This is a genomic window from Nocardia sp. NPDC004718, from assembly GCF_053601535.1.
In genome coordinates this window covers 156,012-182,587 of record NZ_JBSGCA010000003.1, presented here as the reverse complement: position 1 = coordinate 182,587, position 26,576 = coordinate 156,012, and the positions used below count along the sequence as shown (strand labels likewise).

Annotated in this window: 23 protein-coding genes; 16 read left to right on the top strand and 7 right to left on the bottom strand. The window is 68.6% G+C overall.

Going from position 1 to position 26,576, the window contains the following annotated elements:
- Positions 1-564: 564 nt before the first annotated feature.
- From ACWEH3_RS04175 to rraA, 9 genes are all read left to right on the top strand, one after another.
- Positions 565-1,209, top strand: a complete 645-nt coding sequence (locus ACWEH3_RS04175; protein ID WP_450026030.1) for a DUF6474 family protein — start codon at positions 565-567, stop codon at positions 1,207-1,209.
- Positions 1,210-1,223: 14 nt separating this feature from the next.
- Positions 1,224-1,760, top strand: coding sequence for a hypothetical protein (locus ACWEH3_RS04170; RefSeq protein WP_450026028.1), 537 nt, complete (start codon positions 1,224-1,226; stop codon positions 1,758-1,760).
- A gap of 39 nt (positions 1,761-1,799) precedes the next feature.
- Complete coding sequence (locus ACWEH3_RS04165; RefSeq protein WP_450026026.1) at positions 1,800-2,456, top strand: YcnI family copper-binding membrane protein; 657 nt, start codon at positions 1,800-1,802, stop codon at positions 2,454-2,456.
- Positions 2,453-2,992, top strand: a complete 540-nt coding sequence (locus tag ACWEH3_RS04160) for a copper resistance CopC family protein (protein ID WP_450026024.1) — start codon at positions 2,453-2,455, stop codon at positions 2,990-2,992. The genes ACWEH3_RS04165 and ACWEH3_RS04160 overlap by 4 nt, the downstream gene beginning before the upstream one ends.
- Entirely contained in the window at positions 2,989-3,951 is a 963-nt protein-coding gene (locus ACWEH3_RS04155) for a CopD family protein (RefSeq protein WP_450026022.1), read from the top strand. Before ACWEH3_RS04160 ends, ACWEH3_RS04155 begins: the two co-directional genes overlap by 4 nt.
- A 102-nt stretch (positions 3,952-4,053) precedes the next feature.
- Positions 4,054-4,509, top strand: a complete 456-nt coding sequence (locus ACWEH3_RS04150) for an SRPBCC family protein (RefSeq protein WP_355073317.1) — start codon at positions 4,054-4,056, stop codon at positions 4,507-4,509.
- 188 nt (positions 4,510-4,697) lie between these two features.
- Complete coding sequence (locus ACWEH3_RS04145) at positions 4,698-5,072, top strand: DUF5313 family protein (RefSeq protein ID WP_450026020.1); 375 nt, start codon at positions 4,698-4,700, stop codon at positions 5,070-5,072.
- 50 nt (positions 5,073-5,122) lie between these two features.
- Entirely contained in the window at positions 5,123-5,488 is a 366-nt protein-coding gene (locus ACWEH3_RS04140) for a DUF5313 family protein (RefSeq protein WP_450026018.1), read from the top strand.
- 141 nt (positions 5,489-5,629) lie between these two features.
- Positions 5,630-6,118, top strand: a complete 489-nt coding sequence (gene rraA, locus ACWEH3_RS04135; protein WP_450026016.1) for a ribonuclease E activity regulator RraA — start codon at positions 5,630-5,632, stop codon at positions 6,116-6,118.
- A 52-nt stretch (positions 6,119-6,170) separates the two neighbouring features.
- Here the strand turns inward: rraA and ACWEH3_RS04130 are convergent, their stop codons facing one another.
- Positions 6,171-6,389 carry an RNA-binding S4 domain-containing protein gene (locus tag ACWEH3_RS04130; RefSeq protein ID WP_450026014.1) on the bottom strand — a complete coding sequence of 73 codons (219 nt, stop codon included), beginning with the start codon at positions 6,387-6,389 and terminating at the stop codon, positions 6,171-6,173.
- 302 nt (positions 6,390-6,691) lie between these two features.
- Here ACWEH3_RS04130 and lysX point away from each other — a divergent pair, with 302 nt between their 5' ends.
- The 5 genes from lysX (at position 6,692) to ACWEH3_RS04105 (ending at position 12,072) form a co-directional block, all read left to right on the top strand.
- Positions 6,692-10,018 carry a bifunctional lysylphosphatidylglycerol synthetase/lysine--tRNA ligase LysX gene (gene lysX, locus ACWEH3_RS04125; protein WP_450026012.1) on the top strand — a complete coding sequence of 1,109 codons (3,327 nt, stop codon included), beginning with the start codon at positions 6,692-6,694 and terminating at the stop codon, positions 10,016-10,018.
- Positions 10,019-10,118: 100 nt separating this feature from the next.
- A complete protein-coding gene (locus tag ACWEH3_RS04120) occupies positions 10,119-10,331 on the top strand; it encodes a hypothetical protein (RefSeq protein ID WP_355073325.1) in 213 nt (70 codons plus the stop codon).
- A gap of 140 nt (positions 10,332-10,471) precedes the next feature.
- Positions 10,472-11,086, top strand: coding sequence for a histidine phosphatase family protein (locus ACWEH3_RS04115; RefSeq protein WP_450026010.1), 615 nt, complete (start codon positions 10,472-10,474; stop codon positions 11,084-11,086).
- A gap of 119 nt (positions 11,087-11,205) precedes the next feature.
- The gene (locus ACWEH3_RS04110; protein ID WP_450026008.1) at positions 11,206-11,499 is read left to right on the top strand and encodes a hypothetical protein; all 294 of its coding nucleotides are present in this window, start codon (positions 11,206-11,208) and stop codon (positions 11,497-11,499) included.
- Positions 11,500-11,718: 219 nt separating this feature from the next.
- On the top strand, positions 11,719-12,072 hold the full coding sequence (locus ACWEH3_RS04105; RefSeq protein ID WP_450026006.1) for a hypothetical protein: 354 nt from the start codon (positions 11,719-11,721) through the stop codon (positions 12,070-12,072).
- A 69-nt stretch (positions 12,073-12,141) separates the two neighbouring features.
- Here ACWEH3_RS04105 and ACWEH3_RS04100 read toward each other — a convergent pair whose 3' ends face one another.
- The 4 genes from ACWEH3_RS04100 to aroQ all read right to left on the bottom strand — a co-directional run bounded on the left by ACWEH3_RS04100 (position 12,142) and on the right by aroQ (position 20,790).
- Complete coding sequence (locus ACWEH3_RS04100) at positions 12,142-13,041, bottom strand: cutinase family protein (protein ID WP_450026004.1); 900 nt, start codon at positions 13,039-13,041, stop codon at positions 12,142-12,144.
- Between the two features lie 319 nt (positions 13,042-13,360).
- Positions 13,361-14,830: a glutamate synthase subunit beta gene (locus tag ACWEH3_RS04095; protein ID WP_355073333.1), complete on the bottom strand. Its 1,470-nt coding sequence runs from the start codon at positions 14,828-14,830 to the stop codon at positions 13,361-13,363.
- Complete coding sequence (gene gltB, locus ACWEH3_RS04090) at positions 14,823-19,475, bottom strand: glutamate synthase large subunit (protein ID WP_450026499.1); 4,653 nt, start codon at positions 19,473-19,475, stop codon at positions 14,823-14,825. Before gltB ends, ACWEH3_RS04095 begins: the two co-directional genes overlap by 8 nt.
- Positions 19,476-20,214: 739 nt before the next feature.
- The gene (gene aroQ, locus ACWEH3_RS04085; RefSeq protein ID WP_450026501.1) at positions 20,215-20,790 is read right to left on the bottom strand and encodes a gamma subclass chorismate mutase AroQ; all 576 of its coding nucleotides are present in this window, start codon (positions 20,788-20,790) and stop codon (positions 20,215-20,217) included.
- Between the two features lie 225 nt (positions 20,791-21,015).
- Between aroQ and ACWEH3_RS04080 the strand changes: the two genes are divergently transcribed.
- Positions 21,016-22,719: a DUF4407 domain-containing protein gene (locus ACWEH3_RS04080; protein WP_452358263.1), complete on the top strand. Its 1,704-nt coding sequence runs from the start codon at positions 21,016-21,018 to the stop codon at positions 22,717-22,719.
- Between the two features lie 91 nt (positions 22,720-22,810).
- The gene (locus ACWEH3_RS04075; RefSeq protein WP_450015840.1) at positions 22,811-24,361 is read left to right on the top strand and encodes an adenylate/guanylate cyclase domain-containing protein; all 1,551 of its coding nucleotides are present in this window, start codon (positions 22,811-22,813) and stop codon (positions 24,359-24,361) included.
- A 134-nt stretch (positions 24,362-24,495) separates the two neighbouring features.
- Here the strand turns inward: ACWEH3_RS04075 and ACWEH3_RS04070 are convergent, their stop codons facing one another.
- Together ACWEH3_RS04070 and ACWEH3_RS04065 are read right to left on the bottom strand one after the other, a co-directional pair.
- Positions 24,496-25,080 (bottom strand): isochorismatase family protein, encoded by a 585-nt coding sequence (locus tag ACWEH3_RS04070; protein WP_450015842.1) that lies wholly within the window; start codon positions 25,078-25,080, stop codon positions 24,496-24,498.
- Complete coding sequence (locus ACWEH3_RS04065; protein ID WP_450015844.1) at positions 25,077-26,402, bottom strand: MFS transporter; 1,326 nt, start codon at positions 26,400-26,402, stop codon at positions 25,077-25,079. Before ACWEH3_RS04065 ends, ACWEH3_RS04070 begins: the two co-directional genes overlap by 4 nt.
- Between the last annotated feature and the right edge of the window lie 174 nt (positions 26,403-26,576).

Genomic DNA, 26,576 nt, shown 5'->3' with positions numbered 1-26,576 from the left:
TTGGTCTGGCCGCGACTTCGTCGCGGCGTGTTCGCGGCCCCCTTGTGGCTCGCGTCCGAGCGACCGCCGCTGGCGACTTCGTCGCGAACGCGGCGGCCACTCGGACGCGAGCCGGGCCGCGAACGGCGCATGCTCGGTCTCGCTTCGCTCGAAACCGGGGGTTGCGGCGCGCTGGGCGCGTCCGGGGGTTGCGGCGCGCTGGGCGCGTAGGGCGGTGACCCGCACATACGCGGTACTCACATTGGCGATCGCGTCGACCCCACTGCCGACAACACCACTTCACTTCGAACCACGGAGCGCGCCGCTCGGTACGGACGATGTTCCAGGCGGTGGTGCGGCGTGGCCGCTCGACGTCGACCAGCACGGCACCGGATGGAGAAAGGAAGCCTTGCCGACCAGTCGCTCGGCTGGGATGGGAATTGCGGGCGCCGAGCGCGCGGGCCGCACTACCCTCGCAGCTGACGGCGTGGACCCGATAGGGTAACGGCAAAGCGTGTGACATGGGCGGACGGGCTTCCCCGGCGTCGTACTGCCATGGCGAACCAGCATGACGGAGGGCCTTCGATGGGGTTGTTCACGAAGCGCAAGCGGCGGCCGAGCCGCAGGGCCGAGGCGAAAGCCCTCAAGCACAAGGCCGTGATGGAGGCCAAGCTCGTCGCGAAGAACGACCGCAAAGCGCGCCGGGCCGAGGCCCGCACCCAGCGCAAGGTCGCCAAGGCGCAGATCGCGACGTTCCAGGCGGAGGAGAAGGCCGCGCTGAAAGTGGCGGCCAAGGCCGAACGCGATCCGTTCAGCGCCGGTCAGGTGAAGAAATACCTCGGGGTGGCCCGTGTGCTCATCCCGGTGCTCGCTCCGCTCGCCTACCGCGGCGCGACCTTCCTGCGCGGACAGCTCGACACCCGCCGCGCCCAGCAGCTCGGCGTCGGCATCGACCAGCTCGGCGACTTCACCGGACACGGCGCGAAGCTGCAGGCGCGGATCACGAATGCCGAAGCGGCGCTGACGAAGATCGGCTCGCAGAACGGCAAGGACAAGGGCGAGGCGCAGAAGTTCGTCGCCGCCACCAAGGACCGCCTCGGCAGCCTGACGGCCGCCGTGCACACCTCCGACCAGATGCCCGCCAATCGCCGCCGTTCCGTGCACGCGTCGATCTCCCACGAGCTGTCCGGGATCGAGTCGGACATCCTGGCCCGGCTCGGCGTGCGCTGAGTTTCCTCGTCCCGATGTCTCCGCACCCGATCACCGGCCACCTGCGTGGCGGCCTGGTCGGCGTGCTGGTCGGCGTGCTCGCCGTCGCCGCACACGGTGCGGCGGGTGGCGGTGCGCCGGGCTCCACCGAACTGACGCTGCTGTTGCTGATCGCCGCCGGAGTCGGCTCGGCCGCGGGAACCGCGCGAGCGTGCCTGCGCCCGGCTGTCGTGGCCGGGCTGCTCGGCGCGGGCCAGCTGCTGAGCCATGCCGCGCTGTCGGTGCTGGTCGACCACGACCATTCCGGAACCACGGACGCCACAACGATTTCCCCGCTGCCGACCGGATGGATGCTGCTCGCGCACACCGTCGCGACGGTCGGTTGCGCGGCACTGATCGTCCTTGCCGAGCGGCTTTTCGCCGCCGCATCCGGTGCACTGCGCGTGATTCTCGCCCCGCCGGGGCGGATGCGAATCGCCGGCGCGCCGCTCGGGGCTGATCCCGGCCTCCCGCCCTATCGCTGTGCTCCGCTGGGTGCGCTCGGTCCTCGCGCGCCGCCGGTGTCGGTCTGATCCTCCGACACCCATTCCTCTCGCACAGGAGACCTCAGCATGCCCAGCTCGATTTCGCGCGCCGTCACGACGACGGTCGCCACAACGGCACTCGTTCTGCTCGCGGGCGGCGCCGCCGCGGCACACGTCACGGTGGACGCGCCCGGCGCGACGCAGGGCGGCTACGCCGTCGCCACCTTCCGGGTGCCCACCGAATCGGACACCGCCAGCACCACCGCGCTCACCGTCACCCTGCCCAACCTGAAATCCGCTCGGAACGAACCGATTCCCGGATGGTCGGCCAAGGTCGAACGCAACGACAAGAAGGAGATCACCGCGATCACCTGGACCGCCGATCCCGGCGCGCCGGGCATCCCACCCGGACAGTTCCAGCGTTTCGCGCTGTCCGTCGGTCCACTGCCCGCCCTGGACTCGGTGAGCTTCCCCGCCAAGCAGACCTACTCCGACGGCAAGGTGGTCAGCTGGGATCAACCGGTCCAGAAGAACGGCGACGAACCGGAACATCCGGCCCCGTCGCTCACCCTGGCCGCCGCGAAAGACCACGCGGACGGGCACGCGGTGAGCAGCGAAGCCGAAGACGAAGACGCCGACCACGAGGACCAGACGGCCCGCTGGCTCGGCGGGATCGGTCTGGCCCTGGGCTTGCTCGGTGTCGCGCTCGGCGTCGGCAACGTGCTCCGCGGGCGGCGCGCATGAGCCGCCGCCTCCTCGCCGCCCTCGCGGCGGGACTGTTTCTGCTCGGGTTCGGCATCGCCGCAACGGGAGTCGCGGCCGCGCACTCCGCCGCGACCGGCAGCGTCCCGGAGGACAACGCGACCGTAGACGCGGGCCCGGACCGCGCCAGCGTCACGTTCAACGAGGAACTCCAGCCCAGCTTCCCGTCGCTCACCGTCGTCGGACTGGACGGCAATCTGTGGTCCAAGGGTGATCCGGTGGTCGAGGGCAAGACGGTCAGCGTCGCCGTAGGCGAGCTGGGCCCGGTCGGCGAATACACCATCGCCTATCGGGTGACCTCGGCCGACGGCCACCCGGTCAGCGGCAAACGGCACTTCACGCTGGGCAAGCCGGGCAACGGCACGCCGGGGCCGAAGCCGAACGCGAAGGCGAACGACAGCTCGGACGGCTCGGACGGGATCCCGCTGTGGGTGTTCGTCGTCGGCGCGGTCGTGTTGTTCGGCGGCGGACTCGCGTTCGCCTTGTTCGGCGGCAGGAGCCGCGGCCAGAAGCGGTGAGCGACGTGAAGACCGGCGGCCGGGACGGCGCTCGGCGCGCCCCCGGCCGGATGCCATGGCCCGCGGTATTGCTGACCTTCCCGGCCGGGCTGCTGGGCGTCGTACTCGCCTGGGTCCTGATCCTTCCTGGTCCGCTGCCGGGGGAGGCCGTGGTCCGGGTGGTCGCCGACGGTGTCGGGGCCACCGCGCTCGGGTTGGCCGCGCTGCCCAGAGTGGCGCCGCGCTCGCGGACACCGTGGCGGCTGCTCGCGGTACTCGCCGGGATCTGGGCGGTGGCCGAATTCGCCGTGCTGGTCTTCGAGGCCGCGGAGGTGGTCGGCGTTCCGGTGAGCCGACTCGGCGCCGGAGAGTTCGGCACCTATCTGGTCGACGTCAGCGGCGGGCAAATCGGGATCGCGATCCTGGTCGGCGTCGCGACGGTGGCCGGTGGATCGGCGCTGGCCTTCCGGCGGCCCGAGTCCGCCTCCGCCGATCTGGTGCTGGTGTTCGCGGCGGTCGCGCTGGCGTTGCGGCCGATCACCGGGCACATGTCGCAACAGGCGTTCGGGTCGGTTCTCGCCGCGGTGCACGCGTTGGCGGCGGGCGCCTGGTTCGGGTTGCTGGTCGCACTGGCGCTGGTCGTGCGGACCCGGGGCGAGTGGGCGGCCGTGCTGCCCAGGTATTCGGCGGTGGCGTTGCCCCTGGTGGCGGTCGTGGCGGTGACGGGACTGCTCAACGGGCTGATCCGGGTCGGTGGGGTGGCTCCGTTCGTCAGCACCAGTTACGGCCGGATTCTGCTCGCCAAGACCGTGGTGCTGCTCGGCTTGCTCGCGCTCGGCTGGTGGTGGCGGCGCAGTTGGGTGCCGAAGGCGGCCGACCACCGGATGGACGCGAAGGACTCGCTGCGCCGCGCGGTAGCCGAGGTGGTCGTGATGGCGCTCGCCTTCGGCCTCGCCGCGACCCTCGCGGTAACAGCCTGAGCCGCGGCTCCGCGTCCCGGTTATGCGTACCTTCCGCCTTCGCTCCGGCCATGCGCCGGCTGAGGACGAACTGCGTCCGACCGCACCCGTTAAGGTCTGCGCATGACCGAAGTGAAGATCGTCGAGGATTGCGTGGCCTCGGCGGAGTCCGCGTTCGCCTACGTGAACGACTACCGGAACCTGTCGCGGTTCCTGCACGGTATCCAGTCCTTCACCCCGGTCGGCGAGCAGACCGAAGGCGTCGGCGCCACCTTCGACGGGCACATGAAGCTGGGGCCCGCCTCGCTGAAGTCGCGGATCCGAGTGATCCGCTGGGAGAGGGACTTCGCCATCGGCGTCGAGTCCATCAAGGGTTTCGACGTCGAATCCACCTTCTTGTTCCACGCCAAGGGCGACAGGTTGTGCACGGTCGACGCGATCGTGGACTTCCGGGTGCCCGGCGGCTTGGCGGGACGGGCCCTCGGCAAGACCATCGAGCCGTTCGTCAAGATCGCCGTGCAGCACACCACCCACAACCTCGTCACCCAGATAGCGGCGTTCCACGCGCGCTCTGTTTGATTTGCCGCGACTTCGTCGCGGCGTGTTCGCGGCCCCCTCTTGGCGCGAACGGCGGATGCACGGTCTCGCTTCGCTCGAAACCGGGGGTTGAGCTGAGCGCGGGAGGCGGTAACTGCACCACGTGCGTTCGGGGTGCGGCTCGGGCTGTCACAGACCGTAGGTGAGGCTCGGGCTGTCATGCTGGAGAGGTGAGTGCTACACCCTCGATCGGACAGCGGATCGGTTATATCTTCGGCCGGACCCTGCCGGAATCGATGTCCGATTGGGTGCGGGAGGACTTGGTCGGGCCGGGCGCTACGCGGCGTTACCTGCTGCGGTTTCTGGTGCCGGTACTTCCGGTGCTCATGCTGTTCCTGTTGCTGCCCGGCCCCCTGTGGATGGGTCTGGCGATGATGGCGCTGCTGTACATCCCGCTGATCTACTTCACCGTGGCGCTGCTGTACGTCTACCGGCGCCATCGGCTGATCAAGCACGGTCTCGACCCCGCGCTCGCGGATGCCGACGCCCGCCGCAGGGGCGAGCGTGAGCGGCTGGAGTACGAGCGCCGGCACGGACGTGGATGACCCGCATCGAGACCTGGCGGTGCCACATATCACAGGCATAGCCTGGAGGCATGAAAACCCCCACGTTCACGCAGCGGATCGCCTACGATCTCGGCCGCGAACTCCCCGAGGAGCTGCACGAGTGGGTTACCCACGACCTCGTCGGACACGGGGCCATGGAACGCTATCTCGTCCGCTTCATCGGGCCGATCATCCCGTTTTTCGCCCTGGTGCTGCTGTTCCCCGGGCCGATGCCGCTGAAGATCGGCTTGATCGTGATGATGATCGTTCCGCTGATCGTCTTCACGGTCGCGCTGAGTTACGTCTGGCGCCGCTTCCGCTTGGTCCAGCACGGCCTGGACCCCGACCTGGTCGACCATGGAAAGTGCACCGAACACGACCGCGACCTGTACGAACTGCGCTACGGCCACAGATAACGCCGCTGCCCCCGAGAAGTAACGCGCCGATCGACCACGCGCGAGGCCAGCCGACGCCCATCGACCGAAGCCTGACGCGCGGACGCGAGCCATAGGGGGGCCGCAAACACACAGCTCCGCAGGCGCTGGAAAATGAACACCATGACGGAATCGCAGAGTGTAATCGCCACCGCCGACCTGGCCGACGAGATCGGCCCGGAGATCCGCAGCTGCGAGACGCAATTCATCCAGTTCGGCGGGCGGGCGGCGTTCTCCGGACGCATCACCACGATCCGTTGCTTCCAGGACAATCTGCTGGTCAAGCAGACGCTCGGCGAGCCGGGCGAGGGCAAGGTGCTGGTGGTGGACGGCGGTGCGAGCGTGCACACGGCGCTGGTCGGCGACATCATCGCCGGGCGCGGCGTGGAGAACGGCTGGGCGGGCGTCATCGTCAACGGCGCCGTTCGCGACTCCGCCATCCTGCGCACCCTCGGCATCGGCATCAAGGCACTGGGCACCAACCCGCGTAAGAGCACGCAGACCGGTAGCGGCGACCGCGACGTGCCGGTCGAGTTCGGCGGGATCACCTTCGTCCCCGGTGACATGCTCTACAGCGACCACGACGGCATCGTGGTACGCGCGGAGGATTGAGCCGGTGCGGCGGCGCGCCCGAATTCGCCCGTTCGCCGCGACGCGGCGGCGATCAGGCGGACACGATCGCCTTGTGACCGGCGAGCGCGACCACATCACCGATGTGCAGTTGCCGCCCGCGCCGCAGTTCCACCTCGTCGTTCACCCGCACCAATCCGGCGGCGATCACCGTCTTCGCCTCCGAACCCGACTCGATCAGGTTGGCCAGCTTCAGAAACTGGCCGAGCCGAATAACGTCGTCATCGATCGGTACTTCGACTGGTTCCGACATGGGGTAAATACTTACTACCCCATCCGAACTCGCCGAACACCGCCCCAGGTCCCCAGCGATCTCCGGGCAACCTATGCCGCACTCCCGCTCCGCGCAGAAATCGGAACGTCTCTACCGTATGCAACGAATTCACACCGATTTGGCCGGCCGCTCGCCCAGGTCAGCGCGGAATCACAAAAGTTCGTCGTCGAGCCTTCTCGGCGGCGAACACGCCGCGCTCGAGTCCGGGCCGAACGAACACCGGACAAACACGCGCGCCGCAGGCTTGGCAAATCCGACACACTAACGTACACACTGGTTCCGTGACCTCCACGCAAGCCCAGCAACACCTCGACACCGCACCACCGGCGGTGGATAAACCGACTCCGCCGGTTCCACACCGTGGTCATGGCCGCCTTTCGGAAGTGCCGCATATCGCGGGGTTGACGCTCGGTATATTCGCGGCGCTGTGCTTCCTGTGGAGCCTCTCGCCCGCGCTGCGTTTCCTGACCCAGGTGCCGCGCCGCTATATCGATACCTATTACTTCGACGCGCCGGATACGAACCTGATGTGGGCGCTGGTGGTCGGGTTGACGGCCGGCGCGATCACCAGCCGCAAACGGATCGCCTGGTGGTTGCTGATCGGCTATCTCGCGATCTACACGGTGGTCAACGCCATGGCCTTCGCCGAGCGCGGCAGTATTCACGCGCTGGTGGCGATGGTGGTGCACCTGGCCGTGATCGGCGTGCTCATCGCGGCATGGCCGGAGTTCTACACCAAGGTGCGCCGCGGCGCCGGGTGGAAAGCGCTCGGCGTGCTGGTCGGTGGATTGGCGATCGGCGCGCTGCTGGGCTGGGGACTCGTGGAATTGTTCCCCGGCAGTCTTCCGCCGGGCCTGCAGCGGCCGGGGTGGGCGGTCTACCGGGTGACCGCGGCGGTGCTGGCGGACAACGAGCACTTCGACGGACATCCGCGACCGTTCGTCAACTTCCTGCTCGGCCTGTTCGGCGCTATCGCGCTGCTGGCGGCGGTGGTCATCCTGCTGCGCTCGCAGCGGGCGGCGAACGCGATGACCGGCACCGACGAGTCGGCGCTGCGCGGACTGCTGGAGCGCTCGGACGTGGAGGATTCGCTCGGCTACTTCGCCACCCGCCGGGACAAGGGGGTGGTGTTCGCGCCGAGCGGCAAGGCGGCGGTGACCTATCGGGTGGAACTGGGTGTCTCCCTGGCCAGTGGTGACCCGATCGGCATCCGCGAGGCATGGCCGCAGGCCATCGATGCCTGGCTGCGGGAGGCCGATCAGTTCGGTTGGGCACCCGCGGTGATGGGCGCGAGCGAAGTCGGGGCGACGGCGTACCGGCGCGCGGGTCTTTCCGCGCTGCGCCTCGGCGACGAAGCCATTCTGGATACCAGGAACTTCTCGCTGGCCGGACCCGAGATGAAGCCGGTGCGTCAGGCCGCCAACCGGCTGCGCAAGCACGGTGTCGTGGTCCGCATCCGCAGGCATCGCGATATCCCCGCCGAGGAGTTCCGCAGGATCATCGCCCGCGCCGATGCCTGGCGCGACACCGAGACCGAGCGCGGGTTCTCCATGGCGCTGGGCAGGCTGGGCGATGCGCTGGACGGCGACTGCTTGCTGGTCGAGGCCGTCAATCCGCAGGACCGGGTGCTCGGCATGCTGTCGCTGGTGCCGTGGGGCCGCACCGGCGTCTCGCTGGAGCTGATGCGCCGCGACCCCGGGGGTCCCAACGGCGTGATGGAGCTGATGATCTCGCAGCTCGCGCTGCATTCCGAGCTGTACGGCATCACCAAGGTGTCGCTGAACTTCGCGGTGTTCCGCTCGGTGTTCGAGGAGGGCGGCCGGATCGGGGCCGGTCCCGTGCTGCGCTTGTGGCGCGGCGTGCTGCTGTTCTTCTCCCGCTGGTGGCAGTTGGAGGCGCTGTATCGCTCGAATGTGAAGTATCAGCCGTACTGGGTGCCCCGGTTCTTCCTGTTCGAAGATCGCAGGCACCTCCCCCGCGTCGCGATGGCCAGCGCGCTGGCGGAGGGCTTCCTGCCCCGGTTCGGCAAGGAGCCGGACACCGCGATCCACACCGGCGAACATGTCGCGGTGCCCGCCACCGTGACGGGTCTGCACGCCGACGGCAGCGCGCCGGATATCCCCGAGCACGAGATTGCGGAGCAGTTGCCACGCAGGCCCGAACAGGTCCGCGTGCGCATGGACAAACTGGCGCGGCTGACGGGTTCCGGCGTCGATGCCTATCCGGTCGCCTACCCGCCGACACACACCGTCGCCGATGCTCGGCGTTCCCCGCGCGGCACCACGGTCCGGGTCTGCGGCAGGTTGCTGCGCATCCGCGACTACGGCGGCGTGATCTTCGCGGTGGTCCGCGACTGGACCGACGACATCCAGCTCGTCATCGATCGCGACCGGGTCGGCGCCGACCGCAGCGCCGCGTTCGGCGAGTTCTTCGATCTGGGCGATCTGATCGAGGTGAGCGGTCAGATCGGGGCCAGCAGGCGCGGTGAGCTGTCGCTGCTCGCGGCGGACTGGCGGATGCTGGGCAAATGCCTGCACCCGCTGCCGGACAAGTGGAAAGGGCTGGCCGATCCCGAGGCCAGGGTGCGGCAGCGCTACGTCGACATGGCGATCAACACCGAGATCCGCGAGGTGCTGGCCAAACGGAGCGCGGTGATGCGCTCGTTGCGGGACTCGCTGAACTCCCTGGGTTACCTGGAAGTGGAGACGCCGATCCTGCAACAGGTGCACGGCGGCGCCAACGCCACGCCGTTCCTCACCCACATCAACGCCTACGACCTCGACCTATACCTGCGCATCGCCCCCGAGCTGTATCTGAAGCGGCTGTGCGTCGGCGGAATGGAGAAGGTGTTCGAGATCGGGCGCACCTTCCGCAACGAGGGCGTCGACTTCAGCCACAATCCCGAGTTCACCATTCTCGAGGCCTATGAGGCGCACAGCGACTACGAGCGCATGATGCACACCTGCCGACAGCTGATCCAGAACGCCGCGATCGCCGCCAACGGCGCCATGGTGGCCCTGCGGCCCCGTGGCGACGGGACCTTCGAGGAGGTGGACATCTCCGGCGAGTGGCGGGTGCGGACGGTGCACGGCGCGGTGTCGGAGGCGATCGGTACGGAGATCACACCCGAGACCGAAGTCGAGGAGTTGCGCCAACTGTGCGAAAAGGCCGAGGTGCCCTGTCAGCACGGCTGGGACGCCGGACAGGTGGTGCTGGAGATGTACGAGCACTTGGTCGAATCCCACACCCAGGAGCCGACTTTCTACATAAACTTCCCGACTTCGGTGTCCCCGTTGACCAGACAGCACCGCAGCATCCCGGGCGTGACCGAGCGCTGGGACCTGGTCGCCTGGGGTGTCGAACTCGGCACCGCCTACAGCGAACTCACCGATCCCGTGGAACAGCGCCGCAGGCTCACCGAGCAGTCACTGCTCGCGGCCAACGGTGATCCCGAGGCGATGGAACTCGACGAGGACTTCTTGCAGGCGCTCGAGCACGCCATGCCGCCGACCGGCGGGCTCGGCATGGGCGTGGACCGGATCGTCATGCTGATCACCGGACGCAGCATCCGCGAGACACTGCCGTTCCCCTTGGTGAAACCACGCTGACCGAGCCTTCGTCCTGGAAGGATCCTCATCGAACGAATCGGACCGCTACCCTTGGAGATTCGGCCCCGGGAGGAGGCCGCGACACCAAAGGGGTTCCGATATGTACCTTGACCTGCTGACGAACGCGAGTCTGCTGGACCACACCGTATGGGCCAGCCCCGACACGTGGAACTCCGCGCTCGAGTTGGCCGCCAAAAAGAAGAAGAGCAGGGGCGGCGGCGGGCTGATCATCGGCGCACTCTGCTGCCTGCTGGTGGTCGCCCTGATCATCGGCGGCATCTACCTGCTGACCAAGCGCAGGAAGAACAACTAACGGCAGACACCGACGGCCCGGCTTCTCGATACGAACCGGGCCGTCCTCGCTGTGGTCTCAGGCGCGCTCGGATGCCAGCCGGACGAAGGGTCGATGGGGCCGGATGGAGTGGGCCAAGGGTATGCGGCAGAGTGGGGTGGGTGCAGTTGATTCTCGTTCGCCATGCCCAGCCGGTCCGGATGCTGACTTCGGGTGGGCCCGCCGATCCGGAGTTGGCCCCGGTGGGGCTGGAGCAGGCCGAGCGGGTGCCTGCGGCTCTCGGCCATCACCGGATCTCCCGGGTGGTGAGCAGCCCGCAGCGCCGGGCGCGGGAGACGGCGGCGCCGACCGCCACGAAACTGGGGCTCGGCGTCGATGTCGTCGACGACCTCGCCGAATACGATCGCGATCTACCGGCCTACATCCCCATCGAGGACGCGAAGGTCGAATTCCGCGACGCCTATGACCGGATCAAGGCCGGGCATCTTCCGGTGCAGGTGGACGGTGCGGCATTCAAGGCCAGGGTGTACGCCGCGGTCGCCGATATCGTCGCGGCCACCGATCCGGCCGACACTGTCGTCGCGTTCGCGCACGGCGGTGTGATCAACGTGCTGCTGCAAGAGGTCCTCGGGCTGGAGAGGCCGCTGACCTTCCCCATCGACTACTGCTCGATCACCCGCATCCTCTTCTCCCGCACGGGGCGCCGCACGGCCGCCACCGTGAACGAGAACGGGCACGTCTGGGACCTGTTGCCCCGCAATATCGCCTCGAGCTGAGCACTCACAGAGGATTGCCAGGCCGATCGCACCGGTGTCCCAGTCACGGAAACTGAGATAGGCCACGTGAGCCGCTCCGATCAGCGAAAACTGCTACTCCACTGCGGCGTCTGGCCCGGGTGGCCGTGGCAGGCGCGCTGATCGCACTCCCGCTGGCCGCCATCGCGTCGACCGCATCCGCCGAGACTCCCACGGCCCCTGGCGTGGTACAGGTGGTGGCCGCACCGCAGCAGGTCGCCGACCACGACCGCCCCTTCGACCGTGACGGGCGGCATGACGATCAGGGCCGTGGGCCGAACGACTGCCCCGGGCGCGGACCGAACGACGGCCCCGGCCATGGGCCGGACAACGGCCCCCGGCAGGATGCTCCACCGCCGCAGCAGCAGTTCCTGCCGCCGACCGGATCGAGCTAGCCACCGCCGTTTCGAAAGGGCCCACCTCCGAGTTCGCAGGTGGGCCCTACGTTTTGGGTGCCTGCTCAGACCATGTCGGCGATCCGCTGCTCGCTACGCGCTGAGTTATTCACAGCCGATTGCCAGGCCCGTCGCACCGATGTCCCAGTGACCGAACCTTCGATAGGACCGGTGAGCCGCTGCCGAACGGCGACTCACGGTTCGAGAGAAAGGAATTCCGTGTCGCTCTCCAAAACCGTTACGCCGCTGCGGCGTCTGGCCGGGGTCGCCGCGGCCGGTGCGCTGATCACCGTCCCGCTCGCGGCCCTCGCGGCGACCGCGTCCGCCGAAACCACCGGCGGCCAAGCGCAGATCCAGCTAGTGGACGCGCCGCAGCAGGGCGCCGACATCGACGGCGGACCCCGCCATTTCGAACGTTTCGAACGACATGACGGGCCGGACAACGGGCCTCGTCTTTTCGAACATTTCGAACGGCACGACGGCCCGGACCGCGGGCCGGACAACGGCCCGTGGCGGGATGGCCCGCGGCAGAAGCACTTCTTCCATGTGCTTCCGCCCACCGGGTCCAGCTAGACCCTCCGGCCGCATCGAAAAGGGCCCACCTCCGAGTGCGGAGGTGGGCCCTGTAGTTTCGGTGCCAGGTCAGGCCATGCCCGCGATCCAGTTGTGCATCCAGGAGATCGCCGTCTGGCCGCCACCCACCGGGTAGCTGCCGTACAGGGTGTGCGCCTGCGACTTGTAGAAACGCTCCAGGTCCTTGACTCGTTGCTCGTTGGCCGAGTCGGTCAGCTGCGCCTGCAGGACCGGGACACCGCCCGAACTCATCAGATCGCCGAGGATGTTGCCCGCCTCGATCTGGTAGCGCCACATGTTGGCCGGATTGGCGTCCGACGCCTGGGCGAGGAAACCGGCGAACCGTGTGACGAAGTCCTCGGTCGCGGTGGCGCAGTAGAGATCGTCGAGCGCGCAGATGGTGCGGGTGCGGTCACTGATCCAGCCGAAGCCGCCGACACGGGGACCACCGGCGCCCGCTCCCGGCGCGACCGGGCCGATTTGGATGTCGGTGGGCGAACGACGCGGATCGGAGATCAGGCCCACACCGGCGATGCGGTCGGGCGACACGACACCGAGGCCGGTGCCGATCTCGGCGGCGAGGTCACCGGCGGCGTCCGCGCCCTGGCTGTAGCCGACCAGAGCGATCTTGGTCGCACCGCACTGCTGCGCCATGTTCGCGATCAGGCCACGCGCGTTGTCGACCGCTTCCTTCTTGGAGTTGCCGTAAACCTCGCCCTCCCACGGGAAGGCGGTCGCGGCATAGGTCACGTAGTCGACCTCCGCGGAGGACGGTAGGCCACGGGTGACGCCGGACAGCATACCTGGCTGCGGGTTCTTTTCGTGCCCGGTCTCCCAGGTACCCGGGATCGCCACCACGTACAGGCTCGGGCAGCCGGGGGCGGCGTTCGCCGAACCGCTACCGAGAACCAATCCGGACATCACGGTCGCGGACGCACCCAGAGCCGCGACGACCTTCTTCCACTGCATACCGCTCCAAACCTCGCCCTCGTCGACTTCCCGCCGAGTTGCCGCGTCAATGCTGAACGCACCGGATGTCGTTCCAGTGCACGCCGGGTGAACAGAAGTCACCCGACCGGATGAGGTGCACTCGCAACCACATCCCAAGATCAGCAGTACGCCGGAGATCACAATAAGGCCACGCCCGCCGCAATGCCATTCGAACCCCGTAGTGTGTCGGATTTCCGTTGCCGGGGCGAGTCGAAGCCGGGAAATCGCACGCGAAAAGGCGCCTGTGGACGAGTTGTCCACAGGCGCCTTTCGTTTCCGCTCCGGTAAGAGAGGGGACCTAGCGCTGGGCCACCATGGTGGGGGTGATCGGCGCCGGGAGGGCGGTCTCGCCTTCCAGGTACCGGTCCACGCCCGCGGCCGCGGCGCGGCCTTCGGCGATGGCCCAGACGATGAGCGACTGGCCACGACCCATGTCACCCGCGACGAAGACGCCGGGAACGTTGGTCGCCCAGTTCTTGTCGCGCTGCACGTTGCCGCGCTGGTCGTAGCCGACGCCGAGATCACTGAGCAGGCCCGGCTTCTCGGGGCCGACGAAGCCCATGGCCAGCAGCACCAGGTCGGCCTCGAGCGTGAAGTCGGTGCCCTCCACCTTCTCGAACCGGCCGTTGACCATCTTGACCTCGTGCGCCTCCAGGCCGGTCACCTTGCCGTCCGCGCCGACGAAGCGCTCGGTGTTCACCGAGAACACTCGCTCGCCGCCCTCCTCGTGCGCCGAGGAGACCCGGTACATCAGCGGGTAGGTCGGCCACGGGGTGGACGCGGCCCGCTCCTCCGGGGGACGCGGCATGATCTCGAACTGGTGGATGCTGGCCGCGCCCTGCCGGTGCGAGGTGCCGAGGCAGTCCGCGCCGGTGTCGCCACCGCCGATGATGACGACCTTCTTGTCCTTCGCGTGGATGGGCGGCAGGCCCGCTTCGTCGGTGACGTCGTCGCCGAGCTGCACCCGGTTGGCCCAGGGCAGGAACTCCATGGCCTGGTGGATGCCGTCCAGATCCCGGCCCGGGATCGGCAGGTCACGCGCCAGCGTGGCGCCGCCGGCCAGCACGATCGCGTCGTATTGCTCGCGCAACTGCTCGGCGGTGATGTCGACGCCCACGTTCACACCGGTCTTGAAGATGGTGCCCTCGGCCTCCATCTGCGCGAGACGGCGATCGATGAAGCGCTTCTCCATCTTGAATTCCGGGATGCCGTAGCGCAGCAGACCGCCGATGCGGTCGGCCCGCTCGAACACGGTCACGGTGTGCCCGGCGCGCGTCAGCTGCTGCGCCGCGGCCAGACCGGCCGGACCGGAACCGACGACGGCGACCTTCTTGCCGGTGAGGCGAGTCGGGTAGACCGGGGTCACCCAGCCCTCGTCGAAGGCGTTCTCGATGATCTCGACCTCGACCTGCTTGATCGTGACCGGATCCTGGTTGATGCCGAGCACGCAGGACGCCTCGCACGGCGCGGGACACAACCGCCCGGTGAACTCCGGGAAGTTGTTGGTCGCGTGCAGCCGATCGATGCCTTCCCGCCAGCGGTCCTTGTAGACCAGGTCGTTCCACTCGGGGATCAGGTTCCCCAGCGGGCAGCCGTTGTGGCAGAACGGGATACCGCAGTCCATGCACCGGCTGGCCTGGGTCTGCAAGGTCTGGTGGGAGAAGTTCTCCTCGTAGACCTCTTTCCAGTCCATCAGGCGCAGCGGCACCGGGCGCCGCTTGGGCAGTTCCCGTGCGGTGTGCTTCAGAAAACCCTGGGGGTCAGCCACGAGCGGCCTCCATAATCGCCTCGTCCACGTCCTTGCCGCTCTTCTCAGCTTCGGAGATGGCGAGCAAAACCTTCTTGTATTCGCGCGGCATGACCTTCACGAAGTGGTTCACCTGCTGCGACCAGTCGCTGAGGATGCGCTCGGCCACCGGGGAACCGGTCTGGTCACGGTGCTGGGTGATGATGTCGTGCAGCCAGGTGAAATCGTCACCGGCCAGCTGCTCGACGGCGTCGGCCTGCTCGGGGTTGAGCTTGGCCGCGAAGGTGCCGTTCGGGTCGAAGACGAACGCCACGCCGCCGGACATACCGGCGCCGAAGTTGCGTCCGGTCTCGCCCAGGATGACCACCCGGCCGCCGGTCATGTACTCGCAGCCGTGGTCGCCGACGCCCTCGACCACCGCGGTGGCGCCGGAGTTGCGCACGGCGAACCGCTCGCCGACCACACCGCTGAGGAAGACCTGGCCGCTGGTGGCGCCGAACAGGATCACGTTGCCCGCGATGATGTTCTGCTCGGCGACGAACTCGCCGGGCGCGTTCAGCGACGGGCGCACCACCAAGCGGCCGCCGGAAAGACCCTTGCCGACATAGTCGTTCGCGTCACCCTGCACACGCAGCGTGATGCCTGCGGGCACGAAGGCGCCGAAGCTGTTGCCCGCCGACCCGGTGAAGGTGATGTCGATGGTGTCGTCGGGCAGGCCCGCGCCACCGTAGAGCTTGGTCACCTCGTGGCCGAGCATGGTGCCGACGGTGCGGTTCACGTTCGTGATCTTGGTCTCGAACTTCACCGCCTGACCGCGCTCGAGCGCGTCGCGGCTCTGCACGATCAGCTGCTGGTCCAGCGCCTTGTCCAGGCCGTGGTCCTGCGCCTTGGTGCAGCGGCGGTCCTGGTACATGAACGCCGTCTCGACGTCGTCCAGGATCGGCGAGAGGTCCAGCTTGCTGGCCTTCCAGTGCTGCTTGGCGCGCGAGGTGTCGAGCAGGTCCACCCGGCCGATCGCCTCGTCCAGCGAGCGGAAGCCCAACTGCGCCAGCAGTTCCCTGACCTCCTCGGCGATGAACCGGAAGAAGTTCTCGACGAATTCCGGCTTGCCGGTGAACCGCTCGCGCAGCACCGGATTCTGCGTCGCGACGCCGACCGGGCAGGTGTCCAGGTGACAGACGCGCATCATGATGCAGCCCGACACCACCAGCGGTGCGGTGGCGAAGCCGTACTCCTCGGCGCCGAGCAGCGCGGCGATCATCACGTCGCGGCCGGTCTTCATCTGGCCGTCGACCTGCACGACGATGCGGTCACGCAGCCCGTTGAGCAGCAGCGTCTGCTGGGTCTCGGCCAAGCCGAGCTCCCAGGGGCCGCCCGCGTGCTTCAGCGAGGTCAGCGGCGAAGCGCCGGTGCCGCCGTCGTGGCCCGAGATCAGCACGACATCGGCGTGCGCCTTGGAGACGCCCGCCGCGACGGTGCCGACGCCCGGCTCGGCGACCAGCTTCACGTGGATGCGCGCCTGCGGGTTCGCGTTCTTCAGGTCGTGGATCAGCTGCGCCAGATCCTCGATCGAGTAGATGTCGTGGTGTGGCGGCGGCGAGATCAGGCCGACGCCCGGCGTCGAGTGCCGCACCTCGGCGACCCACGGGTACACCTTGTGCGCCGGAAGCTGGCCGCCCTCACCGGGCTTCGCGCCCTGCGCCATCTTGATCTGGATGTCGGTGCAGTTGGTCAGGTAGTGCGCGGTCACGCCGAAGCGGCCGGAGGCCACCTGCTTGATCGCGCTGCGCCGCCAGTCGCCGTTCTCCTCCGGCTCGAAGCGCGCCGGAGACTCGCCGCCCTCACCCGAGTTCGACCGGCCGCCGAGACGGTTCATCGCGATCGCCAGGGTTTCGTGCGCCTCCGCCGAGATGGAGCCGTAGCTCATCGCGCCGGTGGAGAACCGCTTCACGATCGCCGATACCGGCTCGACCTCGTCGATGGAGATCGGGGAACGCGCGTTGTGCTTGAACTTGAACAGACCGCGCAGCGATGCCAGCCGCTCGGACTGGTCGTCGACCAGCTTGGTGTACTCCTTGAAGATCGCGTACTGGCCGGACCGGGTGGCGTGCTGCAGTTTGAACACCGTGTCCGGGTTGAACAGGTGGTATTCGCCCTCGCGCCGCCACTGGTACTCACCGCCGACCTCGAGCTCGCGGTGCGCGCGCTCGTTGCGGTTCTCCAGGAACGCGATGCGGTGCCGCTGCGCGACGTCGTCGGCGATCTCGTCCAGGCCGATGCCGTCCAAGTGCGACCGCAGGCCGGTGAAGTACTCGTCCACCAGGTCCTGCGACAGGCCGATCACCTGGAACAGCTGGGCGCCGTTGTAGGAGGCCAGCGTGGAGATGCCCATCTTGGACATCACCTTCAGCACACCCTTGCCCGCGGCCTTGTTGTAGTTCGCGACCGCCTTGCGGTAGTCGGCGGCCAGGTCGCCGGTGCTGCCCGGTACCTCGAGCGCGCCGCGCTCGAGCATGTCCTCGATGCTCTCGAAGGCCATGTAGGGGTTGATCGCGGCGGCGCCGAAGCCGACCAGGGTGGCCATGTGGTGCACCTCGCGGGCGTCACCGGCCTCCACGACCAGGCCGACCTTGGTGCGGGTGCGCTCGCGTACCAGGTGGTGGTGCACCGACGAGGTCAGCAGCAACGAGGGGATCGGCGCCAGCTTCTCGTTGGACTCGCGGTCGGACAGCACGATGATCCGCGCGCCGCCGTCGATGGCGGCCGACACCTGGGTGTTGATCGCCTCCAGCGCCCTGCGCAGGCCCTTGCCGCCCTTCTTCACGGGGTACAGGCCACGCACGACCACCGAGCGCAGCTCGGGGTGCGATCCGTCGTCGTTGATGTGCACGAGCTTGGCCAGCTCGTCGTTGTCCAGGATCGGCTGCTCGAGCGCGATCATGTTGCAGGACTCCGGTCCCGGGTGCAGCAGGTCGGCCTCCGGGCCGATGTTGCGCTTGAGGCTGGTGACCACCTCTTCCCGGATCGCGTCCAGCGGCGGGTTGGTGACCTGCGCGAACAGCTGGGAGAAGTAGTCGAACAGCAGGCGCGGACGGGCCGAGAGCACCGCGATCGGGGTGTCGGTGCCCATCGAGCCGAGCGCTTCGCCTCCGGTCTTGGCCATCGGCGAGATCAGCAGGTTGAGCTCCTCGGTGGTGTATCCGAAGATCTGCTGGCGGATCAGCACACGGTCGTGCGACATGTGCACGTGCGGGCGGTCGGGCAGGTCGGCCAGGCGGGAGACGCCCGCGTCCAGCCACTCCTGGTAGGGCTGCTCGGCGGCGAGCAGGGACTTGACCTCTTCGTCACCGACGATGCGGCCCTGGGCGGTGTCGACCAGGAACATGCGGCCCGGCTGCAAGCGCGCCTTCTTGACCACCTTGGACGGGTCGATGTCCAGGACGCCGACCTCGGAGGCCATCACGACCAGGCCGTCGTCGGTCACCCAGATGCGGCTCGGCCGCAGGCCGTTGCGGTCGAGCACGGCGCCGACGACGGTGCCGTCGGTAAAGCACACCGACGCGGGGCCGTCCCACGGCTCCATCAGCATCGAGTGGTACTCGTAGAAGGCCCGCTGCTGCGGGTTCATGTTCTCGTTGCGTTCCCAGGCCTCGGGAATCATCATCAGCACGGCGTGGGGCAAGCTGCGGCCGCCGAGATGCAGCAGTTCCAGCACCTCGTCGAACCGGGCGGTGTCGCTCGCCCCCGGGGTACAGACGGGGAAGATCTTCTCCAGCCGGTTCTTGCCCGCCGAGTCGACGCCGAAGACGTCGCTGCGCAGCAGCGCCTCGCGGGCGCGCATCCAGTTCTCGTTGCCGGTGACGGTGTTGATCTCACCGTTGTGCGCCACCCGGCGGAACGGGTGCGCCAGCGGCCAGGACGGGAAGGTGTTGGTGGAGAACCGGGAGTGCACGATCCCGAGGGCGCTCTCCACCCGGGAGTCCTGCAGATCCAGGTAGAACGCGCGCAGCTGCGGCGTGGTGAACATGCCCTTGTAGACGAAGGTCTGCCCCGACAGGCTCGGGAAGTAGACCGACTCCCTGCCGACCGCACCCTCACCGGCTCCGGCCGACCCGAGCTCACGCTCGACGCGCTTGCGCACCACGTAGGCCCGACGCTCCAGATCCATATCCGACAGCGGATCGGAGGCGTTCTTCGGCGATGCGATGAAGATCTGCCGGAAGCTCGGCATGGCGTCGCGCGCCAGCGCGCCCAGCGACGACTCGTCGATCGGCACCTCGCGCCAGCCGAGGACCTCGAGGCCCTCTTCCTTGACGATCTTCTCCACCCCGTAGGCGGCGCGCGCGGCTTCGCGGCGGGCCTGCGGCAGGAAGGCGATACCGGTGGCGTAGGAACCCTCCGGCGGCAACTCGAAGTCCACGATGGCGCGGAAGAAGCGGTCCGGGACCTGGATCAGGATGCCCGCACCGTCCCCGCTGTTGGGCTCTGCGCCCGCGGCGCCACGGTGCTCCAGGTTCAACAGAGCCGTAATAGCCTTGTCGACGATGTCGCGGCTGCGGCGGCCGTGCATGTCGACGACGAATGCGACGCCGCAGGCGTCGTGCTCGTTCGCCGGGTCGTAGAGCCCGATGGGTCCAGGTGACCGGTGGCCAGGAAGTTGCGTCATGCCTCTGCCTTCAAGAAAGTCGGCCTTCGAAGAAAACGGCCTTTCGTCGAACGCCTCCGTACAAGACTGCGCCCGTACGTTCCGAAGCCAGCCGCGCTGATGGTCTTCGGCGTGCAGTCAGGTCTGCAGTTTTTTCCACCCGCTTCTGTGACGTAGTGGGTGCCCTTCGGTAACGGATCCCTAACAAGATCCTTACCTCCGAGCGGGTGCTCGACCGCTACGCTGAGCACCTGGCTAGGGCTGCCCGAGCGGGCGAGGTAGCCGAACGTTCTGTGTTCGGCGTAAGAGCAAACGATAAGTCAGGTCCAGGGCCCAACCAACTTAGGTTGCGCTAATAACCAGGTTTAGCTGGGCTTCTGCATTGGGTCCTCCACGTGTGCGCGTCGTCCAGTGTAAAGCAGCGAGCGCCATGCGATCGATACCCATGGCACCCGGTGCCAGCTGGGAAAACCGACGCGCGACACCTACCCGAGACCTTCCTCACAAGACCCGGAAACCGCCCTCACCTGCGTCGAAATGGATTTCCCCCGCTGGATGCCCGGCAAACCAAGTGGCGGCGGCTAACTCGGCGCTGTGACCGATGAGAGATTTCCGACAGCTGCGTGACAAGCAATGAATATGATCCGACCGTCCGGACTCTTTTGCCCATTGTGGGGTTCAGCACATATTCAGCAAATATCGGGAAGTGGTGTTGGACACATCTTTCCGCGCGGGGTCGCCCGGCGGGACCGGCCGCGGCCTACGCCGGGCAGAGCGACACGGCGGCCCGCACCAGCGCCGCTCGGTGCAGGACGTCGGCGCGGTCCGCGACGACCACGCCGAAGACGCTGCGCGCCAACTGTTCCGCGCAATCCGGCGCGGTCAGCTCCGCTCGGTGCCCGGCGAGCTGATCGAGGATCTCGACGTTCACCCGGTCGATGACCGGGCGCACCGAGTCGAGTCCCGCCGGCGCGGTGGGCGCCGCAGCCGGGTCGAAGCGCCACCTCGTCATCAGCCCCCGCTGCACCGTCTTGCTGGCCTCGATCTGCCCGAGGAAAACCTGCCGCACCCAGTTCTCCGACAGCTCCCGGTCGTGGCCGAGTCGGACCATGGCCTCGTAGACCTCCGCCTCACGGACCGGATCGTCGATGGTCGGCTCGATGCCGCGCTCACCCGCGGTCGACCACTTCGCGGCGGCCACCGCGTCGGCGGTGTCCAAGCGCTCGACCACGAGGGCGACCAGCCGGTCGAGCGACCGGTCGGCCGGAGCGGCGCCCGCGCTGACCGGCCACATCAGAAGCGCCGCCGCCAACAGCGTCAACCAGACTCCGCGCACGTTGTGACCTCCTGGAATCGCCCACCCCCGATACGAAGCACCGCGCCAGCGTAGGCGAACGAACCGGCCGCGCTCCGCGCTACGCCGGATGATCTGTGAGCCTGGCCACATCCGACCGTCCCTGCTCGCTGCGAACCGGGCGAGCCTGTCACGCTGTCACAACGAATCCGTGACAGTTTCGTCGCGCCCGTGAAAGCGCCTGGGACGTAGAGGATGTGCATTCCGATGACCGTCACCGGCTTGTTCACCTGGCTCGGCGGCGGCCGGCCCAGCGCGATCAGCGATCGTCACGAGCGTGCCGGATACGCCGTCACCGGTGCTGTGGTGCTGTTGTTCGCCACGATCTCCGGTGTGGTCGCCGCCCTGGCCGCGGCCTCGGCGTGGCCCTGGTCGGCCGCGCCGGCCTCGGGCATCGTGGTCGCCGCGCTCACCGGCGCGCTCGCCAGGGCACTGGCCACGGCGCGGCCGAGCGGCGGACCGGATCGGCTCGGGCTGGTCGCGCGCATCGCGGTCGCCGTGCTGGCGGGTGGGCTGCTCGCGGAACTGGCCGCGATCGTACTGTTCAGCGGGTCCGTCGACCGGGTGCTGGCGGAGAAGGCGCAGCGCTCGCTCGATTCCGCGCCGCGGGTCGTCGCGGCGCAGGCGGAACTGGACCGGGCGAAAGCCGACCGGGCCGCGCTCGAACAGGCGATCGCGATGGCCCAGAACGATATCGACCACGCCCTGGTGATCGCGCGCTGCGAATTCAATCCGACCCCGGAGTGCCCGCGGACCAGGATCACCGGCGTGCCGGGCCGTGGGCCCGAAGCGCAGACCGCCAACGCCATGCTCGACGACGCCCGCAAGCATCTCGCCACCGCGCAGGACCGAGTGGACGCGGCCGATCGCCGGATCGACGCCGACCAGGCCGCCCTGTCGGCCGCGCGCACCGCCGCCTTCGACGACGCCGACCGTGGGCTCGGCGCGCGCTGGCAGGCGATGAACGACTACTCCGTGCACGACGCGCTGCCGCTGCGCATTCTCACCATCCTGGCGTTCGTCGCCTTCGCGCTGCTGCCGCTGGTGCTGCGCTGGTGGCGTGGCGAGACCTCGTTCGACCGGCACAACGCGGCGCGCACCGTGCACGACCGCGCCGAGCGGGAAGCCGACGCGGTGATCGCGGTCAAGCAGGCCGAGGTACGCGCCGAGGCCGAGACCCTGCGCGCCGAGCAACAGCTCACCGCCGCTCGCCTCGCCGTCGAGGCGGACACGGCCATCGACCGGGAGCGGCAGCGCACCCGCATCATCGCGGCCATCGGCGGCATCGAGATCGGCATCACCGAGCCGCCGCGCCGCCCCGAACTTCCCGCCGCAACGGCGGACGACCGAAAGGACAGCGCCATGCCCGACGAGGCGACGCCGAACCTACCCGCGCCCACCGGCGTGCACCCGCAGGTGCCCGCCGTCGCATCCGCACCGGCGGCACCGAGCGGCGGCGGTCTCGAGCTGCCGCTGATCGGCACGGTCCCGTTCACCGACACCGCGGCGCGTTTCATCCGGCCGCTCGTTCCTTCCTTCGTCGCCAACGCGATCGATACGGCCACGCATCCGTTGCGCACGGCGCGGCAGGCGTTCGAGGAGGTCGAGGAGATCACCTTCACGCTACGGCGCACCCGCAAGGTCACCGTCGACGGCCAGACCTCGCATCCGCAGGCGGTCGGCTACCAGTTGCCGCCCGGCACGCCCGAGATCGCGCACGCCCAGCACATCGCCGCCACCGTCGTGGACGCCGCGTACTCCGCGCCGCACGCCCCGCGCTATTCCTCGCTTCCGCCCACCGGCGCCGCGGGCTACGGTCTGCCGACCGGCGCCCACCGTGACGAACTGCCGGGCCACCACCGCCCCGAACTCCCCGAGCCCGGCCGCCGCGAATTGCCGCCGGGTCGCTGACCGCACCACCGCCACCCACGGCCCACCCGGCGCCGGATCCGGCCGAGTGCGACCTGCGGCGCTGGGTCGCTCCGCGGCTTACGCTGCACCCATGCAACACAGGGAGGTGACGCTCGCCGCGGCGCCGTGGGGGTCGCGATTGCTCGGGTCCGCCGAGGAGTCGTCGGGGCTACGTCGTATCCGCGTCCAGCTGTTGCTCACCGTGCCCACGCTGTTGGGCAATCTGACGGGCATGGTCGTGTCGATCGTCCTGGTCGGCTTCGTCTTGCCGGGCCCATCGGTGTTCACCCGGGAGCTCCTGCTGCTCGACGTACTCGCCGCACCGCTGTCCGCGACCTGCGCGCTGTTGCTCGGTCTGTGGTGGGGCACCGCCCGCGAATTGCGCGCGCTGCGATGGGCCACCGATCCCGACCGCGTGCCGACCGAGGAGGAGATGGCCGCGGCCACGGCGGTGCCGCGCAGGCTGGTGCGCGACCAAGCGCTGCTGTGGTTCGGCGGGCTCGTGCTGCTGACCACGCTGTACGGGCTGGCCGAACCGCAACTGATCCCGAAGGTGGCCTTCGGCATCGCGATCAGCGCCATCGTGGTGTGCGCGAACAGCTACCTGATCATCGAGTTCGCGCTACGGCCCGTCACCGCCAGGGTGCTGGAAGCCGCGGATTCCGGTCGGCGCCGCGGCATCGGCGTCTTCGGACGCTCGCTCGTCGTCTGGGTGGTCGGCTCCGGCGTGCCGGTGGCCGGAATGATGGTGCTCGCGGTGCTGGCGCTCACGATGGATGACGTCACCAAGGCGCGACTGGCGGTCTGCGTGCTGTCGCTCGGCGGCGCGACACTGGTCTTCGGTCTCCTGCTGATGACGCAGACCTTGGCCGCGACCGTCGCGCCCATCCTCGGCGTGCGCCGCGCGATGCGTCAGGTGGAGGACGGCGATCTCGATGTCGCGCTGGCCGTCTACGACGGCACCGAGCTGGGTGAGCTGCAGAGCGGTTTCAACCACATGGTGGAGGGACTGCGCGAGCGCGAGCAGATCAGGGACCTGTTCGGCAGGCATGTCGGGCGCGAGGTCGCCGCGGCCGCGTTGGCGGGCGACCCGGCGCTCGGCGGTGTGGAAACCGACGCCGCGGCCCTGTTCATCGACATCGTCGGCTCGACGACCATGGCCGCGACCATCCCCGCGCCGGAGATGGTCGCCATTCTCAATCGGTTCTTCGGCATCGTGGTGGACGAGGTGGAGCGCCACGGCGGGCTGGTCAACAAGTTCGAGGGTGACGCGGCCCTGGCCGTCTTCGGCACGCCCGCTCCGCTGGCCGACGCCCCGGGCGCGGCGCTGGCCACCGCCCGCGCGATCCGGGCTCGGCTCGACAGCACCGCGACCGATTTCGCGGCGGCCATCGGCGTGGCCGCGGGCCGGGTGGTCGCGGGCAATGTCGGCGCGCATCAGCGCTACGAGTTCACCGTCATCGGCGACGCCGTCAACGAAGCCGCTCGCCTGTGCGAACTCGCCAAGCAACAGGGCCTGTTGCTCGCCTCCGGCGCAACCGTCGCGGCGTCCGCCGAGTCCGAAGCCGAACACTGGAGACTCGGTGAATCCGTCACCCTTCGCGGCCGTCTCGCGCCGACCCGGCTCGCCCGCCCGGCCTGACGCTCCTCGCTACCGCCCGCTGTTCGCGCGCCCCGACCCCTCACTCGATCGCCGGACACGGCCCGACCTCGCATCGGGACGAGCTGAGCTGCGACCGGCGCCACCACCGAGGCCGGATCCACCTTCTGCCGGGGTCAGTCGCGGGTCTTGGCAAGCGTCTCGACGATCTCGGCGGTGCAACCGGTTTCGCCGAGGAGGGGAAAGATCCGTTCGATGCTGTTGCGGTGCGCCTCCACGTTCAGATCGGCCATGGCATCCGTCGCGAGCGTGACGTGGTAGCCGTGTTCGAAGGCGGCGCGAGCGGTCGACTCCACGCCGATGCTGGTGGTGAGCCCGGCCAGCACGATCTGTGTGACGCGGCGGCGGCGCAGTTGCAGATCTAGGTCGGTTCCGTGGAAAGCACCCCAAGTGCGCTTGTTCACCGTGATGTCGTCCGGGTGACCGGCGAGGTCGTCGACGATGACATCCCAGCCCTCGGGCAACGCACCTGGTGGGCTCGAGATGTCGCTGCGACCTGGAGCGGCATCCGCTCCGTCCGCACGGGCCGTCACCCGCACCAGGACGACCGGGGCGCTGTGCTCGTGGAAAGCACGGGCCAGCTCGACCGACCGGGCGACCACTTCTCGACCGGTATAGGGGACGGTCGGCGCGTCGATGAGGGCGTTCTGCAAGTCGACGAGGACCAGCGCGCTGGACGGGTCGAGTGCGGTGACAGTCATGAATTGTGCCTGGCTTCCTGCGAAACGCTTGCCGTTTGTGATTGAAGGGTTGTCGCCACCGCAAGATCGGGTGCGGAGTCCTGGCGACGGGGTAGCAGCAGCGGGCTGGCGAGGATCAGCAGTCCCGCGACCGTGATAGCCGTGCGCGGGCTGGTCACGTCGGCGAGCAGTCCGCCGAGCGCGCTGAGCCCTGCGATGGAAGCGCTGCTGCTGATCGACCAGGCCGACAGGGTGCGGGCGACGCGGTCTCCGGGTGTGTGCTCGAGTCGATAGGTGGCCAGTACCGGGTTGTACAGGCTCATGCTGATGATGATCGCGAGCTCGACAGCGATCACCGTCGCGAGGCCCCCGACACCGGGTTGGACGAACGCGAGGCCGATCAGCCAGATCGCGCGCAGCGCGCCGACGGTGCGGAGGACCCGGTGCCTGCCGTATCGCTCCACGACATGGCCGGCAAGGCGCGAGCCGATGAGTCCGCCGACGCAGGGGGCGGCGAAGGCGAGCCCGTACTGCCAGGGTGGGAATTCGAGCTCGCGGAGCAGTAGTACGGCCAACAGCGGCTCGGTGGCCATGATCAGTCCGCCGACGAGCAGCTGGTTGAGGTACAGCGCCCGTAATCCCGGATGAGCCAGCAGGTACCGCCAGCCTTCGAGCAACTCCCCGGCCCGCAGCCGGGGCTTGCCGGTTCGCCGCGGGGGTTCTTCCCTGCCGCGAATCGCCGTGACCGACAGCGCGGAGAGCAGGTAACTCAGCGCGTCGGCCACCACGGTGGTGACCGGCCCGGACAAACCGATCGCCGCCCCGCCCAGCGGCGGACCCACGGCGGTGGAACTCCACGTCGTCGACTCGAATCGCGCGTTGGCCACGAGCAGATCCTCCGGCCGCACAAGGGCTTTGAGATAGGCGCCGCTCGCCGCGTTGAAGGCGATCTTGGCCGCGGCGACCACGGCCGAGACGACCAGCAGCTGGACGAAACCGAGTCGCCCGAAGGCATAGGCGATCGGGATCGTCATCATGACCGCGAACCGGGTGAGGTCCATCGCGATCATCACCGGTCGCTTGCGGCGATATTCCACCCACGGCCCGAGGGGCAACGCGATCAACGCGCCTACCGCGGGCCCCACCGCCGACAACGCGGACACCTGTCCGGGGCCTGCGTGCAGCACCAGCACGGCGATCAGCGGCAACGCACCGAACCCCAGACCCGACCCGTAGGCGCTGACCGCGTAGGCCGCCCACAACCATCCGAACTGCCGACCGAGGGATCGTCCGGTCACCAAGCTTCGCACCTCCCGATCGCACAACTCACTGTTGATCGCCATGGATCAAAGCAAGGCGCGGAGGTGTGATCAAACAACCAAACCTGCGGTGATCTACAACTAAATGTTGTGCGTGTCGATCGCAGCGACTATCCGGGCTCCGGACGTGCGGACGCACCAGGCGCCGAGATCCGAGCATCAATGGGCACAGCGCATCCCGCGCACCACCGCGACGGC